Source organism: Azorhizobium oxalatiphilum (genome assembly GCF_014635325.1).
Lineage (GTDB): Bacteria > Pseudomonadota > Alphaproteobacteria > Rhizobiales > Xanthobacteraceae > Azorhizobium > Azorhizobium oxalatiphilum.
Map to the genome: position 1 here is coordinate 434,177 of NZ_BMCT01000004.1, position 14,022 is coordinate 448,198.

The window sequence follows — 14,022 nt, forward strand, 5'->3', positions numbered from 1 at the left end:
CTCAGAACCAGATCAGCACGCGGGCATCGGCGCCGCGATAGAGCGGGGCGGCCTTCGGCAGTTCGCCCATGTCGATCAGCACCGGAAAGCGGCGGGGTAGGCGGATCCAGTCCGTGTCCAGCGGCACGAAGGGCAGCGGGCCCTGCTCGCTGGCGGTGCGGGCGATACCGGGGGAGATGGAGCGCACCGTGCCGCGATGGGGACGCCACGGATCGGAGGCGATGCTGAACCAGACGCTCTGGCCGACCTTCAGGCGCGAGAGGTGGCGCTCGTCCACCGCCGCCATGATGTGCCAGTTGTCGTTCGACACAACGGCGGCGAGGGCCTTGCCGGCGGTGGCATAGTCGCCCGTGCGCACTGTCAGCGGCGCCGCCCGCCCCGACACGGGGGCGAGGATGCGGGTGTGGGCGAGATCGTATTGCGCCTTGTCGAGGGCGCTCGCGGTGGCGACATCCTCCGCCTGCCGCACCTCCACCAGCCCTTGCGCGACCGCGAGCAGGCTCTGCGCCTTGCGCAGCTCGGCATCGGCCACGGTGGCGCTGCGCCGGGCGGAATCGAGGTCCGCGTCCGAGATGTCACCGGTCTTGGCGAGGGTTTCGGCGCGGGTCTGCTCGCGCTGGGCATTGTCCCGGGTGGCTTGTGCCGCCTCCACCATGGCCGTGCTCTCGGCAATGGCCTCCTGCGCCATCTTCGTGCGCTTGGCGGCGAGCGTGACCGCCGCCTGCGCGCTCTGCTCGGCGATGCGGAACGGCTCGGGATCGATCTCGGCGATCAGGGCGCCGGCTGCCACGGTGGCATCGTCGGTTATGCCGATCTTCGCCAGAGGGCCGGAGACCTCGGGCGCGATGAAGACCACATTGCTGTCCACGAAGGCATCGCCCGTATAGGCGAAAAAGCGGACCGAGGTTTCGTACAGCAGGAACACCGCCGCGATGGCGGCGATCAGGCAGGCGACAACATGGCGTTCAATGAACGAAAGCACGGGCAGTCTCCGGCTGCGACTTGAGACACGGCGAGGCTCATGCAGCACGCAAGACTAGCGCGGGACTTGCGTTGCCGCATCGGCCTGCGGCAACCGGGCCGGCATTTCCCGGCCTGTACCCACTGGTTCCCCTCGTCACCACCTTGTTGCCGTCGCCGATGGCCGGTTGCGCCGCGGCCCCGTCAGAGGGCGGCGGGTGCCGGAACCGGGGCGTGAGCCCATGCCTGCTCTGCCGTGATCACCCGCGTCTTGGACTGGAGCGCATTCAGCGCGATGCGATGGACGGTTTCCGTGGGAGCCGTGCAGAGATCGCCCAGAACCTGCACCTGAAAGCCATCGGCCGCCCGCGAGAGTGCGGTGAAGACCACGCAGTTCTGAGTCATCATCCCGCACACCAGCAATTCGTCGGTGCCGGAGAGGTGGTGCGCAAGGTCCGTCTCCTGAAAGGAATCGGCCACGTGCTTCGTCACCACCGGGGCATCGCCGGCGGCATCCAGAATGGCGGAACGGATGTGATTGCCGGCCCCGCCGGCCGCAAAGAGGCCGGTCTCAGCGACCGAGATGTGGCGTACCAGAACGATTTTGTCTCCGGCGGCGCGCGCCTGCCCGATGGCTGCGACGATGCGCTGCTCCGTCTCCTCGGCCTGCCAGAGCGGCAGGACGCCGCCGGGGAAATAGTCATTCTGGATGTCGATCACGAGAAGGGTGCGGGTCATCGGCGGGAACTCCTTGGTTTTGTGCATTCTGGCCGGCCGCTGGCGATCTGATCAGTGGCCCGATTGACATATTTCATGTAAATCGGGCCAATGCGTTTCGCCGTTCTCGCCTATGACGCCATCAGCCCCTTCATGCTGTCCACGCCGCTGGCGGTCTTCGGCGAGCCCTTTGTTGCCGGGCCGCATCGCATCGACATGTGCGCCGGCGAGAAGCGCCTGCGTGCAACCGGCGGGCTGACGATCGAGGTTCCGCATCCGCTGGCGGCGGCCCGTGAGGCCGATGTGGTCATCCTGCCCGGCTGGCGCGATGCGGACGAGCCGGTGCTGCCGGAGATCGTGGCCGAGTTGCAGGCGGCGCACATGCGGGGCGCCGTGGTGGTCGGCCTGTGTCTCGGTGCATTCGGGCTCGCACAGGCGGGCGTTCTGGACGGGCGGCGTGCGACAACCCATTGGGCGCGCGCGGAGACTTTCGCGGCGCGTTTTCCGGCCGTTTCCGTCGATCCGGGGGCTCTGTTCGTGGATGAGGGGAGCGTGCTGACCTCGGCCGGCATCGCGTCGGGGCTGGACTGCTGCCTGCATCTGCTCGGCCGCCTGTCGGGCATTGGCGAGGCCAACCGCGTTGCCCGCCATCTGGTGGTCGCGCCCCAGCGCTCTGGCACCCAGCCGCAATGGACCGAGCGCCCCGCGATCGGCTCGTCCGCCGATCGCCGCGTGACCGAAATCCTGGCGCTCCTGCGCGACAATCCGCAGGCGCTGCCCGCGCTGGACGATCTGGCGGCGCGTGCCGGCATGAGCCGCCGCAGCCTGACCCGGCAGATCCGGGCGCGCACGGGCGGTAGCCTTGGAGACTGGCTGAAACAGGCCCGTCTCAGCCGGGCACAGGAACTGCTGGCGGCTGGTGCGCGCGGCATGGAGGATGTCGCCGCGCAATGCGGGTTTCCCGATGCCCATGCGCTGCGGGCGGCCTTCCGCTCCGAGCTTGGTCTGACACCGACGCAGTGGCTGGCGCGCCAGAGGCTCTGCTAGCGGCTACTCGTCCGCCACCACCACCCGGCAGCCGGCCTCGGCGATGCGGGCGGCGAGGGCCGGCGGGGGCGGGGCATCGGTGACGAGTATGGATACCGCCTCGAAATCCGTCACCCGCACCAGCGCCGAGCGGGTGAATTTGGAGGCGTCCGCCACCAGTATGGTGCGGCGGGACTGGGCGATCATGGCCTTCTTGGTGGCCACCTTCAGCACGTCGAAGTCCATCACCGCGCCATCGAGATCATCAAAGCCGGAGCAGGCGATCACGGCGGTATCCATGCGCAGGCCCTTGAGCGTGGCGAGCGCCGCTTCCCCCACCAGCGAGCCGTCGACGCCCCGGATCAGCCCGCCCGTCACCACCACGTCGCCCACCTCGGTGCCGCCAAGGATGGCGGCGGCGCCAATGCTGGTGGTGATCACATGCATGCGCCGGTGCTCCAGCAGCGCGCGCGCCACCGCCTCCACCGTCGTGCCCACATCGAGGCAGACGGAGGAGCCGTGCGGGATGAGCGCGGCGCAGGCGGCGGCGAGCCGTTTCTTGCCGTCCGGGGCGGTGGTGCGCTTCTGGCTGTAGGCGAGGCGGGTTGTGGTCTCCACCGGGCCTGCGCCGCCATGGAAGCGCTTGATCAGCCCGGCCTCGTCGAGGCGGATGATGTCGCGCCGCACGGTCTGGGTGGAGACATCGAACGCCCGCGCCAGCGTTTCCAGAGGGATGAAGCCCTGAGCGCGCACGCGGGCCACGATCTCCTGCTGGCGGGGCGAGAGGTCGGTGTCGGCATCAGTGGCAATCGGGGGCATGGACACTCCGGAAGCGCGGCGCTGGAAAACACGGCCGCCGTCTCTCTAGCAAGCCAACCATGACGGATGTAAGAAAACTTACATGGGCGGAGCGTATGTGATGCGTTGCGGCCCGTCGAGACTGCCGCCTTCCGGAAAGAGAATTGCCATGACCGACCTTGCTGCCTCCGCCGCCGATGCCCGCCTGTTCTGGAGCGACAGCGGCTGTCTCTTCCGCGTGGGGCCGGACGGCGCGTCGCAGGAGTTCGATCCCTGGGCGCTGGAATGGCGGGCCGGCGCTCCGGTTGGCGCGGATGCCCGCGCCGTGACGCCGGTGGAGGCACTGAAGCTGCTCACCGGCACCGGCCGCATGCGCCGGGTGCCCGTTGGCATCATCGGCCCCAAGGCCGCCAATGCGGCGCAGGAGGAGGTGGCCGAGGCCCTCGGCCGCGCCTTCGCCAAGGTGGGGCTCACGGTGCTGACCGGCGGCCGCAAGGGCGTGATGGAAGCCGCCAGCCGGGGCGCCTTCACCGCCGGCGGCATGACCATCGGCATCATTCCCGATAACGAATGGGACAGCGCCAATCCCTATGTGACGGTGCCGCTGGCCACCGGCCTCGGACCTGCGCGCAACGCCATCGTGGCCCGCGCCTGCGAGGCTCTGGTGGCCGTTGGCGGCGAATATGGCACGCTTAGCGAGATGGCTTTCGGCATGCATTTCAACCGCAAGGTTCTGGCCATGCTGAACGCGCCCACCGTGCCCGGCACGATCACCTGCGCCAGCGTGGACGAGGCGCTGGCCCACGTGGCGGCGCGTTTCCTCCGGTTGGATAGCGGGCCTTCAGTCGGCTGATCGAAAACTTACATCATGTCATAAAAGTATCATTGCCCCCTGCCACAAGGGGCCTGCATCTCAAGAGGCTCCCGCTGCCGTGCTGGCCACCGTGCTCTATCTCCTGTTTCTCATCGCGCCCATCGCCCTTCTGGCGCTGGGCTCGGTGGGGCAGTCGTGGACCAACACGCTGCTGCCCTCGGGGCTCACGGGCGAATGGTATGCGCAGCTGGCAGCCGACCCGAGCTTCCAGCGCGCCTTTCTCACCAGCCTGAAGGTGGTGGCCGCCACCTGCGTGCTCAACACGCTGATCGCGGTGCCGCTGGCCTATGCCATCCATGCCAGCGCACGGCGCGGCGCGAAGGCGGCGGCGCGCATCCTCACTTTGCTGCCCATCGCCACGCCGGAGCTGGTGCTCGGCTTCGGCTTCATTCTGGTGTTCTCGTCCGACACCCTGCCGTGGCTCGGCTCCATCTGGCTGCTGATCGCCGCCCATCTGGTGGTGACGCTGCCTTATCTCATCAACATCCTGCTCGCCGACATGGCCCACCTGAAGCTTGATGAGCTGGAACGGGTGGCGGCAACGCTTGGCGCGCCTTTCTCCAGCCGGTTCATCGATATCGTGCTCCCGCTCCTGCGCCACAGCCTGCTGTCCGGGCTGATCACCGTCTCGGCCATTTCCATCGGCGAGTTCCAGATCTCCAACCTGATCGCCGGCTTCCTCACCCGCACCTATCCCATCACGCTGTTGCAGGCCTTCTACGGCGCCACCGGCTTTGCCTGCGCCGCCACCATCGTGCTGCTGGTGCTCGCAATTCTGGCCTCCGCTGCCGGCGCGCTCACCGCCCGCGCGGCACGGGCGGGGTGATCGTCATGAGCGTGCGCTTCGAAAATGTCTCCTTCCGCTATCCCGGTGGCACGGGCGGCGTGTTCGACATTGATCTGGAGATCGCCACCGGCGAACTGCTGGCCGTCATCGGCCCCTCTGGCTCGGGCAAGAGCACGCTGCTGAAGCTGCTCTCCGGCTTTGCCGTGCCCGACACCGGACGCATTCTCGTGGACGGGCGCGACGTCACCCGTCTGCCGCCGCACGAGCGGGCGCTGGGCGTCGTCTTCCAGTCCTATGCCCTGTTCCCGCACATGAGCCTGTGGCGCAACGTGGCCTATCCGCTGAAGGTGCGGAAGATCGCGAAGAAGGAGCGTCGGGCGCGGGCGCTGGATGCGCTGGCCCGGGTGGGCCTTGCGGACTTCGCCGAGCGCGCGCCGCCCAGCCTCTCCGGTGGCCAGCAGCAGCGTGTGGCGCTGGCCCGTGCGCTGGTGTTTTCCCCGCGCGCGCTGCTGCTGGACGAGCCGCTCTCCGCGCTCGATGCCTCGCTGCGCAACGATCTGCGCGACGAGATCGTGCGCGTGCAGCGCGGCGCCGGCATCGCCACCCTGCATGTCACCCATGATCAGGAGGAGGCGCTCTCCATGGGCGACCGGGTGGCGGTGATGCATGCCGGCCGGCTGGTGCAGGTGGCCAAGCCGCGCGAGCTTTATGATCGCCCGCTCAACCGCACGGTTGCCGCCTTCGTGGGCCATGCCAATCTCTGGCCCGGCGTGGTCGAGGCCGCCGGGCGCGTCGGCACGCCGCTGGGGTTGCTCGCCTGCGACACCACGGGCTTTGCCAACGGCGCGCAGGTGACGGTGCTCGCCCGCCCCGAGGCGGTGCAGCCGCTGGCGGAGCTGCCGAACGCCAGCCGGCCCAACGTCTTCTATGGTCTCGTGAATGCGGACCGTTTCCTCGGCGCCCAGCGCCGCTGCGACCTTGAGGTGGGCAGCGGCATCGTGCGCATCGAGACCACCATCCGGACGGCCATCCATGCCGTCTCGATCCCGCCGGAGGCGATCCGGCTGCTTCCTCCCGATTCGACTGCTTCCCAAAACCCTGCCCACACAGGAAAACCGTCATGACCCATTGGCTGATCAAGGCCGCCACCGCGGTCGCGCTCGCTCTGCCCGCCGTCGCTTTGCCGACGTTTGCGATGGCTCTGGAAGGTCCGGAGCTGTTCCCCGGAGAGGCCGCGCTCTATGAGGCGGCGAAGAAGGAAGGCATGGTCGTCTCCTTCGACACCGGCCCCATCTGGGCCAATTGGGGCGAGCAGTTCAAGGCGTTCCAGAAGCGCTATCCGGGCGTGGAGATCGTCTATAACGACATCGGCTCCGCCCAGACGGTGGTGGCGCTGGACAAGTCGCGCAACCGCCCGCAGGCCGACACCGCTTATTATTTCGCGGGCTCCGCGCTGGATGCCGCCGCCAAGGACGTGGTGGCGCCCTTCCAGCCGGTGAACCTCGACAAGCTGGTGCCCGAGTTCAAGCAGGCCGACGGCAAGTGGTTCACCATCCACACGCTGAGCCCTGCGCTGCTGATCAACAAGAACCTCGTGAAGAACCCGCCCAAAAGCTGGGCCGATCTGCTGAAGCCCGAATACAAGAACACGGTGGTCTATCTCGATCCGCGTTCCACCGGGCAGGGGCAGGTGGTGGCGATCGCCACCGCTTATGCCAATGGCGGCAGCATCGACAATGTGAAGCCGGGCATCGACTATCTGGAGAAGCTGCACAAGGCGGGCAACGTGCTGCGCACGGTGGGCACCACGCCTTATGCGCAGTTCCTGAAGGGCGAGATTCCGATCCTCATCGGCTATGAGAATGACGGCCTGAAAGCCAAGTACAAGGACGGCATGGGCGATGCCGTCGAGGTGGTGATCCCGGCCGAGGGCACGGTTGCCGCGCCTTATGCCATCAGCCTGGTGAAGAACGGCCCCAACCCGAACGCCGGCAAGCTGTGGCTCAACTTCATCATGAGCGCCGACGGTCAGGCCCGCTTCGCTGAAGGCTATGTGCGCCCCTCCGTGCCCGGCGTGGACCTGCCGGCCTCTGTGGCCGCCCAGATGCCGGCCATCAAGGCGACGCCTCTGGATGTGGCCAAGGCCAGCGCCAAGAAGGCCGAGATCGACCAGCTCTGGGCCAAGCAGGTGCTCGGGAATTGAGCGGACGCTGACGAAAGCCCTCTCCCGTCTGCGGGACATGCTCTCTCCCCCCTTGCGGGGGAGAGTTGGAGAGGGGGGTAACGCGGGTGACGTCCGCGATACCTTTCCAATCGGGCGAGGGCTCGAAACCGCGTCAGGCCAACGGAGAGGGCACTACCCCCCTCCCAACCCTCCCCCGCAAGGGGGGAGGGCTCAAAAGGCCGCTCCCCCGCAAGCGGGAGAGGGGATCCGTCCCGTGGGGCGGCGAAGTCCCATCAGTCACCGAAGCAGGCCTTCCATGGCACACACGAACGCACCCACCGGCCGCTCCATCCCCCTCGCGGGGCGAGGCATCCGCTTGGCCTTCGTGCTGCCGGCGCTGATCCTGCTGGGCCTGTTCTTTGTGCTGCCGCTCATCTCAGTCGCCCGCGAGGCGGCGGCGGAGAATGGCGCGGCATTCGGCCGGGTGCTGCGCGATCCAGTGTTCTGGCAGGGCGTGAAGGGCAGCCTCGTGCTCGGCACGCTCGCCCCCGCCTTCTCCGTGGTGGTGGGCTTCCTCGTGGCGCTCCATCTCTCGCGCCTGTCGGAGGGCGTGAAGGCGCTGGCGCTGTTCGCCATCTCGCTGCCGCTCACCTTCTCCGGCCTCGTCATCGCCTATGGCTTCATCCTCGTTTTCGGGCGCTCCGGCTTTGTCACGCTGCTGCTGGCGAAGCTCGGCGCCGATCCGGCGGTGGTGGGCGGCTTCATCTTCTCGCCCGTGGGCCTCGGTCTCGCCTACTCCTATTATCTGATCCCGCGCGTGGTGCTGGTGATGCTGCCGGTGCTGAGCAATTTCGACCGTTCCCAGATCGCCGCTGCCCGCTCGCTGGGGGCCGGCAACATCACCGCGCATCTCGACGTGCTGGTGCCGCAGGTGATGCCGGCGCTCATCACCGCCTTCTGCCTGACGTCCGCGGTCGCCATCGGCGCCTATGGCACGGCGCTGGCGCTGGTGGGCACGCAGGTGAACATCCTGCCCCTCGTGCTCTATTCCAAGATTTCCGACGCCGGTTCGGACTTCCCCGCCGCCGCCGCCATCTCGCTGCTGCTCATGGGCCTGTGCTGCCTCGTGGTGGGCGTGGCCGAGCTTTTTCGGCCCCGTCGCGTCGTCTGAGGCCGCGCACGAAAAAGGCCGGCGGAAGCACCGCCGGCCTGTTGTCTGATGCGGGCCGCTCAGGCCGCGTCGCGCACGTCCGGCGTGGCGATGCCGCCCGCTACTCGCGCCCGCACGCGCAAGGCGTTGCCGGGCAGGTAGGCGATGGGCATGTCTTCCACGTCCACGGTCTTCAGGCTGTCGCGGTCGGCGCCCGCCGCCACCGCGCGGTCGCGAGCGATGGTGAGCGCGGCCTCGATGGCCGCATCGCGGGAGAGATCACGGAACACCTGATCGGTCTCGCCGCTCACCTGCGCTATGGCTGCGCCCACCGCATTGGCGCAATCGCCATGGGGCACGCGCACGATCTCCGAGCAGCCGGTCAGCTTCTCCGGCACCAGGAAGGCGCCGCCGCCCACCGCCAGCAAGGGCACTTCGCCCGCCTCGGTCTTCATGCGGTCCACATTGTCCTCAAGCTGGCGGCGGGCATCGTCCAGCGCCTGCTTGATGAAATCGGCGGTCAGGTGCTTCACCCGCGACCGGTCGCCGATGTCCAGCATGCCGGCCGCCACGGCGATATCGGTGGAGGTGAGCTGGGCGCCGCCGAACACGAGGGCGTCCTGCGTCAGGCGATAGCCCACGGAGAGCGGGCCGATGCGCCCCGTCACCGGGTCCACATGACTGCCGCCGCCAAGGCCGATGGAGAGCAGGTCCGGCATGCGGAACAGGGTGCGCACGCCGCCGACTTCCACCACCGAATTGGCTTCGCGCGGAAAACCGTTGCGGAGCTGCCCGATGTCAGAAGTGGTGCCGCCCACATCCACCACCATGGCGTCTTCCAGCCCGGAGAGATGGGCTGCGCCCCGCATGGAATTGGTGGCGCCCGAAGCGAAGCTCATCACCGGGAACTGCATGGCGACTTCCGCCTGCATCACCGTGCCGTCGTTCTGGGTGAGGTAGAGCGGGGCGTCGATGCCGCTGTCGGCGATGGCCTTGCGGAAGGCTGCCACCGTGGTGGTGGCGAGATCGCGCAGCCCCGCATTGAGCAGCGCCGCATTCTCCCGCTCGAGAAGGCCGATGCGGCCGAGATCGTGCGAGAGGGTGATGGCCACGTCCGGGCATTCCTCCAGCAGAATGTCCCGTGCCTGCTCCTCGCCGCTGGGATCGAGCGGGGAGAAGATGGCGGAGATGGCCACCGAGCGGATGCCCTGTTCGCGGATGCTTCTGGCCGCCGCGCGCACGCCCTTGGTGTCCAGCGGCATGAAGGGGCGGCCATCGTAATCATGCCCGCCTTCGAGCATGAAGATGTTGCCGTTCACCAGCGTGCCGAGATCGCTGGGCCAGTCGCAGAAGGGCGGCAGGGCCGCGCTCGCCGGCATGCCGAGGCGGATGGCGGCCACCTTCTGCAGATGGCGGCGCTGCACCACCGCATTGATGAAATGGGTGGTGCCGATCACCACCGCATCCACCTTGCCGCGCGTGGCGGGGTGCTCGCGCAAGGCGGCGAGGGCGTCGAGAATGCCGGTGGTCACGTCCGCCGTGGTGGCGCGCTTCACCGAATGGATGACGGTGGTGCCATCGAGGAGGACAGCGTCGGTGTTGGTGCCGCCGACGTCAATGCCGATACGACGCATGCTCAGGCTCCCTGGCCGGCGGAGGGGAAGAGGGACTTGAACTCGAGGTCGTAGCCGAAGGCGCGTGGGCCCACGTGCTCCAGTCCCTTGGGGCTGGTGAGCAAAGCAGGGGCAGGCAAGGCGATGATGGTGACACGCTGGCCGTAGCGCACCGTCTCGGTGCCGACGCCATTGCCCGAAACGGTATCGAGCACGCAGATCAGGTCCGGCGAGGTGGCGATGGCTTCGCCGTCGCGCCAGGCCACGATCCATTCGTTCTGGAACGAGAGTTCGAGGCGGCTGCCGCGATCGTCCTCCAGCCCGTCCACCACGGCGCTGCCGCGCAGAAAACCCTCGGTGGTGCGGCGGGCCACGTCCACCACCTTGCCGGTGAACAGCTTGATGCCGCCCTCGGAGGCGAGGATGGCGGCCACTGGATCCTCATGGCGGCGGTTCGCCTCCATCACCACCTGACCGATGCGGATGGCGGCGGTGGTGGTGAAGTGGATGCCCCAATCCTTCACCTCGCGGCCCGTGCGCGGGGCCTTGGAGGTGGAGGCGATGGAGCCCATCTCCACGCAGATCTTGCGGCTCGCTCGCTCCATCCATTTCCAGCTGGGCACTTTTGTGACCACGGCCTCAATGCCGCGCGGGTCATAGAGCGTGCAGGGATAGGGCTTCAGGTCGCCGATGGCCACCGAGGTCATCTGCGCTTCGGGGAAGGCGCGGCCCATGCAGTCGGCGTCCACCACGGGAATCCCCAGCTCGGCGGCGGCCATGAGGGCCTGCACGCCATTGCCGCCGCCGATCTCCACCGACATGACAGCGCGGAACTTGATACCGTTGATCTCTTCCTGCATGCGCACGGCGCGGGCGGTGTTGCGGCTGTCGGCGAGGCGCTCCTGCCCCACCAGCGGCGCGCCCATGTTGGACACCACGGCCACCCAGTCGTCGTCTTCCAGATCGTGCGGCGACATGAGCTGCACGGTGCGGCCTTCGGCATAGAGGCGGCGCAGGTTCAGGAGGCCCAGATAGGGGCTGCCGCCGCCGCCGGTGCCGAGCACCCAGGCGCCGATGGCCAGCGCCTCGACTTCCTCGGCGGTGATGTCGCGAAGGGAAGGGGCGCTCATGACAGCAGTTCCTCGACCATGCGGGCGGAGGAGGAAATGCCGAGCATCACCGGGCCCTTGTAGGTATGGCGCACGCGGGCCTTGTTGGCGCTGGAATAGCCCATGCAGTCCATGACCACGAGGTCGGGCTTCAGCGCCGCCATTTCGGCGGCGGCGGCGTCCACGGCCGCCTCGTCGGAGCCGGGCTGGAGGGTGACGCCTACCACCTCGATGCCGGCGCGCTCCCACTTCTTGTGAATGAGCGCGCTCTGCTCGGCCAGCGGCGAGAATACGCCGAGCCGGCCCTTGGGCAGCACCGCCTCCACCGCCTTGTGCAGCACGGCGGAGGGGAAGATCACCTTGCCGTCTTCCGGCAGGTTCGGGAACTTGCCGGTGCAGGCGAGCAGCGTCACCGCCATGCCTTCCTCGGCGAAGCGCGCGATCTGCACGGCGGCGCGGGCTTCCACCTCGGCCTTGCTGATGCGCACGGGCTCACCGCTGGGCAGCAAAGTGAAGAGGGCGTCCTTGCCGTCCCTGGGCGGGATGGTGTCGATCTCCTCGCGGGTCATGCCGTCGAGGGCGCCGCGCAGCTCGATCTCGAAATCGGGGGAGATGACGGCGGCAATCTCGGCGACGACGGTCGGCCGGGGGCTCTGGCCGATGACGACCACACCCATACGCTTCTTGCTCATGGTGATCAGTCCTTCAGGATGACGAGATCGGCCGGGGTCCAGCCGAGGGAAACGGGGGTACCGGCGGCCAGCGGCGCGCCGCTGCCGTCATTGGGGCTCTGGGCCAGCACGTGGCGGTTGCCGGCGAGCGCGATGCGGTAGAGCACATGGCCGCCCTGAAAATTGGCGCTCTCCACCGTGCCCTGCGCCTGCGCGCCTGCACCGCCGGGGGTGAGGCGCACCTTCTCGGGTCGCAGGCCCACGGAGATGGCGCCGGACAGGCCGTCAGCGGCGGGCAAGGCGAGGGTGAGGTGGCCATCCACGCGCAGGGCAGGGGCGCCGTCCGTGCCCACCAGTTCGCCGCGGAACAGATTGGTCTCGCCGATGAAGTCGGCCACGAAGCGGGTGGCGGGGCGATCGTAGATCTCGGTCGGCGTGCCCACCTGCTCCACCTTGCCGCGCGAGAGCACGGCGATGCGGTCGGACATGGCGAGCGCCTCCTCCTGATCGTGGGTCACGAACACGAGGGTGACGCCGAGCGTCTTCTGCAGCTGCTTCAGCTCGAACTGCATGGACTGCCGCAGCTTCTTGTCGAGCGCGCCGAGCGGCTCGTCGCACAGCAGCACGCGCGGTTCGATGACGATGGCGCGGGCGAGCGCCACGCGCTGCTGCTGGCCGCCGGAGAGCTGGCCCGGCATGCGGTCCTCGAAGCCGGTCAGCGCCACCATGGCCAGCGCCTCGTCCACCTTCTTCGCGATGGCGGCGCGGGGCATCTTGCGCATGCGCAGGCCGAAGGCGACGTTCTCGCGCACCGTGCGGTGGGGGAACAGCGCATAGTTCTGGAACACCATGCCCATGTCGCGCTTGTGCGCCGGCACGCGGGTGATGTCCTGTCCGCCCACGCGGATGATGCCCTCGCTCGGCATCTCGAAGCCGGCGATCATGCGCAGCGTGGTGGTCTTGCCGCAGCCGGAGGGGCCGAGCAGGGAGAAGAACTCTCCCGGCTCGATGGTCATGTGGATGTCGTCGACGGCGCGCGCGGCGCCGTCATAGCTCTTGGAGACGCCGACGATCTCGATGCGCGCGCTCATCCGCGGAAGATCCGGTTCACGCGGGTGTCGATGGCGTCCTTGTGGGCGTTGTACCACTTCCAGTCCACCTGGATCAGGCTCGCCACCTTCTCCGGCGTGGTCAGCAGGCGCGAGGCATAGGGCTCGTCCAGCTTCACCGTCTTGTTGGAGGGCGAGTACCACACCGCCTGCGCCATCTTCTTCTGCACGTCGGGCGAGAGCATGTAATTGACGTAGGCGTTGGCCAGTTCCTTCACCTTGCTGCCGGGGGTGATGGTGAGCACCTGCTCAAGGGACAGCACGCCTTCCTTGGGCGCCACGAAGGCGGTCGGGGGCTTGTCGTCATAATAGCGGTTGACGCCGCTATCGTGCAGCACGCACATGCCGACTTCGCCGGAGAGCAGCATCTTCTCCATCGCGCCGGTGAAGTCCACGAGCTTGATCGGCTTGATCTTTTCCAGCGCCGCATAAGCGGCGTCGAGGTCGGTGGGGCCCTTGCCGTAGAGCATGCCGCAGAGCGGTACGAAGGCCTGGCCGAGGCTGTTGACCGGGATCACATAGCCGCCGCGCACGCCATTGTAGCGCGCGTCCCACAGGTCTTTCCACGAGGTCGGCGTGGGATAGTCCTTGTCGGTGCGCATGCCCAGCCCGATGGCGCTGGTGAAGATCGACACGCCGACGATCTTGTCGCTGACCGCATAGGGGTAGACGTCGGCGATGTTGGGCACCAGCTTGGCGTCGATCTTGGGCTCAACGAGGCCCATCTCCACCGCCGCCCACTGCTCGTTGGAATTGGTGTGCAGCACGTCATAGATGGGCGCGGAACGCGGGCTGGCCTGTAGCTTGGGCAGGAAGGGCAGGGCCGTATCGGTGACGACCTTGCACTTGAACTCCTTCTCGAACGCCGGCACCACTTCGGCGCCCATCACCTGGCCCCATTTTCCGCCCCAGCCGGTGATGCGGAGCGTTGCTGCTTCCTGCGCCCGCGAGACATGCGGGGCGGCGATGGCGCCCGCCGTGAGGGCGGCACCGGCGGCGATGAACTGGCGGCGGCTGAGGGACGTCCTGTGCTCGGTCATGGCT

General features: G+C 68.1%; 14 protein-coding genes. 6 read left to right on the forward strand and 8 right to left on the reverse strand.

Going from position 1 to position 14,022, the window contains the following annotated elements; all coding sequences use genetic code 11:
- Position 1 precedes the first annotated feature (1 nt).
- Both IEW24_RS16350 and IEW24_RS16355 read right to left on the reverse strand, forming a co-directional pair.
- A complete protein-coding gene (locus tag IEW24_RS16350) occupies positions 2 to 982 on the reverse strand; it encodes an HlyD family secretion protein (protein ID WP_188580496.1) in 981 nt (326 codons plus the stop codon).
- Positions 983 to 1,164: 182 nt separating this feature from the next.
- Positions 1,165 to 1,698, reverse strand: coding sequence for a cysteine hydrolase family protein (locus tag IEW24_RS16355; protein WP_188580498.1), 534 nt, complete (start codon positions 1,696 to 1,698; stop codon positions 1,165 to 1,167).
- Positions 1,699 to 1,788: 90 nt separating this feature from the next.
- Between IEW24_RS16355 and IEW24_RS16360 the strand changes: the two genes are divergently transcribed.
- The gene (locus tag IEW24_RS16360; protein WP_188580500.1) at positions 1,789 to 2,724 is read left to right on the forward strand and encodes a GlxA family transcriptional regulator; all 936 of its coding nucleotides are present in this window, start codon (positions 1,789 to 1,791) and stop codon (positions 2,722 to 2,724) included.
- A gap of 3 nt (positions 2,725 to 2,727) precedes the next feature.
- Here the strand turns inward: IEW24_RS16360 and IEW24_RS16365 are convergent, their stop codons facing one another.
- Complete coding sequence (locus IEW24_RS16365) at positions 2,728 to 3,522, reverse strand: DeoR/GlpR family DNA-binding transcription regulator (RefSeq protein ID WP_188580502.1); 795 nt, start codon at positions 3,520 to 3,522, stop codon at positions 2,728 to 2,730.
- 148 nt (positions 3,523 to 3,670) lie between these two features.
- Here IEW24_RS16365 and IEW24_RS16370 point away from each other — a divergent pair, with 148 nt between their 5' ends.
- The 5 genes from IEW24_RS16370 to IEW24_RS16390 all read left to right on the forward strand — a co-directional run bounded on the left by IEW24_RS16370 (position 3,671) and on the right by IEW24_RS16390 (position 8,497).
- The gene (locus IEW24_RS16370) at positions 3,671 to 4,354 is read left to right on the forward strand and encodes a TIGR00725 family protein (protein ID WP_188580505.1); all 684 of its coding nucleotides are present in this window, start codon (positions 3,671 to 3,673) and stop codon (positions 4,352 to 4,354) included.
- Positions 4,355 to 4,433: 79 nt separating this feature from the next.
- The gene (locus IEW24_RS16375) at positions 4,434 to 5,201 is read left to right on the forward strand and encodes an ABC transporter permease (protein ID WP_188580507.1); all 768 of its coding nucleotides are present in this window, start codon (positions 4,434 to 4,436) and stop codon (positions 5,199 to 5,201) included.
- A 5-nt stretch (positions 5,202 to 5,206) separates the two neighbouring features.
- Positions 5,207 to 6,286 (forward strand): ABC transporter ATP-binding protein, encoded by a 1,080-nt coding sequence (locus IEW24_RS16380; protein ID WP_188580508.1) that lies wholly within the window; start codon positions 5,207 to 5,209, stop codon positions 6,284 to 6,286.
- Positions 6,283 to 7,365 (forward strand): extracellular solute-binding protein, encoded by a 1,083-nt coding sequence (locus IEW24_RS16385; RefSeq protein WP_188580510.1) that lies wholly within the window; start codon positions 6,283 to 6,285, stop codon positions 7,363 to 7,365. The genes IEW24_RS16380 and IEW24_RS16385 overlap by 4 nt, the downstream gene beginning before the upstream one ends.
- Before the next feature lie 277 nt (positions 7,366 to 7,642).
- Positions 7,643 to 8,497, forward strand: coding sequence for an ABC transporter permease (locus IEW24_RS16390; RefSeq protein WP_188580512.1), 855 nt, complete (start codon positions 7,643 to 7,645; stop codon positions 8,495 to 8,497).
- Positions 8,498 to 8,556: 59 nt separating this feature from the next.
- On the opposite strand, the gene IEW24_RS16395 is transcribed toward IEW24_RS16390, so the two are convergent.
- From IEW24_RS16395 to IEW24_RS16415, 5 genes are read right to left on the reverse strand one after another with little or no spacing between them, the layout of a single operon-like run.
- A complete protein-coding gene (locus IEW24_RS16395; protein ID WP_188580514.1) occupies positions 8,557 to 10,110 on the reverse strand; it encodes a hydantoinase/oxoprolinase N-terminal domain-containing protein in 1,554 nt (517 codons plus the stop codon).
- Positions 10,111 to 10,112: 2 nt separating this feature from the next.
- The gene (locus IEW24_RS16400; RefSeq protein WP_188580516.1) at positions 10,113 to 11,219 is read right to left on the reverse strand and encodes an S-methyl thiohydantoin desulfurase family protein; all 1,107 of its coding nucleotides are present in this window, start codon (positions 11,217 to 11,219) and stop codon (positions 10,113 to 10,115) included.
- On the reverse strand, positions 11,216 to 11,890 hold the full coding sequence (locus tag IEW24_RS16405; protein WP_244644463.1) for an AroM family protein: 675 nt from the start codon (positions 11,888 to 11,890) through the stop codon (positions 11,216 to 11,218). The genes IEW24_RS16400 and IEW24_RS16405 overlap by 4 nt, the downstream gene beginning before the upstream one ends.
- 5 nt (positions 11,891 to 11,895) lie before the next feature.
- Positions 11,896 to 12,960 (reverse strand): ABC transporter ATP-binding protein, encoded by a 1,065-nt coding sequence (locus tag IEW24_RS16410; RefSeq protein ID WP_188580518.1) that lies wholly within the window; start codon positions 12,958 to 12,960, stop codon positions 11,896 to 11,898.
- Positions 12,957 to 14,018 carry an ABC transporter substrate-binding protein gene (locus IEW24_RS16415; protein WP_188580520.1) on the reverse strand — a complete coding sequence of 354 codons (1,062 nt, stop codon included), beginning with the start codon at positions 14,016 to 14,018 and terminating at the stop codon, positions 12,957 to 12,959. Before IEW24_RS16415 ends, IEW24_RS16410 begins: the two co-directional genes overlap by 4 nt.
- Between the last annotated feature and the right edge of the window lie 4 nt (positions 14,019 to 14,022).

Excerpts from the sequence above, each read along its gene's own strand:
- IEW24_RS16400 (WP_188580516.1), bottom strand. The coding sequence starts at position 11,219 with ATGAGCGCCCCTTCCCTTCGCGACATCACCGCCGAGGAAGTCGAGGCG.
- IEW24_RS16360 (WP_188580500.1), top strand. The coding sequence starts at position 1,789 with ATGCGTTTCGCCGTTCTCGCCTATGACGCCATCAGCCCCTTCATGCTG.
- IEW24_RS16395 (WP_188580514.1), bottom strand. The coding sequence starts at position 10,110 with ATGCGTCGTATCGGCATTGACGTCGGCGGCACCAACACCGACGCTGTC.
- IEW24_RS16405 (WP_244644463.1), bottom strand. The coding sequence starts at position 11,890 with ATGAGCAAGAAGCGTATGGGTGTGGTCGTCATCGGCCAGAGCCCCCGG.
- IEW24_RS16385 (WP_188580510.1), top strand. The coding sequence starts at position 6,283 with ATGACCCATTGGCTGATCAAGGCCGCCACCGCGGTCGCGCTCGCTCTG.
- IEW24_RS16380 (WP_188580508.1), top strand. The coding sequence starts at position 5,207 with ATGAGCGTGCGCTTCGAAAATGTCTCCTTCCGCTATCCCGGTGGCACG.
- IEW24_RS16410 (WP_188580518.1), bottom strand. The coding sequence starts at position 12,960 with ATGAGCGCGCGCATCGAGATCGTCGGCGTCTCCAAGAGCTATGACGGC.
- IEW24_RS16370 (WP_188580505.1), top strand. The coding sequence starts at position 3,671 with ATGACCGACCTTGCTGCCTCCGCCGCCGATGCCCGCCTGTTCTGGAGC.
- IEW24_RS16390 (WP_188580512.1), top strand. The coding sequence starts at position 7,643 with ATGGCACACACGAACGCACCCACCGGCCGCTCCATCCCCCTCGCGGGG.
- IEW24_RS16355 (WP_188580498.1), bottom strand. The coding sequence starts at position 1,698 with ATGACCCGCACCCTTCTCGTGATCGACATCCAGAATGACTATTTCCCC.
- IEW24_RS16415 (WP_188580520.1), bottom strand. The coding sequence starts at position 14,018 with ATGACCGAGCACAGGACGTCCCTCAGCCGCCGCCAGTTCATCGCCGCC.
- IEW24_RS16365 (WP_188580502.1), bottom strand. The coding sequence starts at position 3,522 with ATGCCCCCGATTGCCACTGATGCCGACACCGACCTCTCGCCCCGCCAG.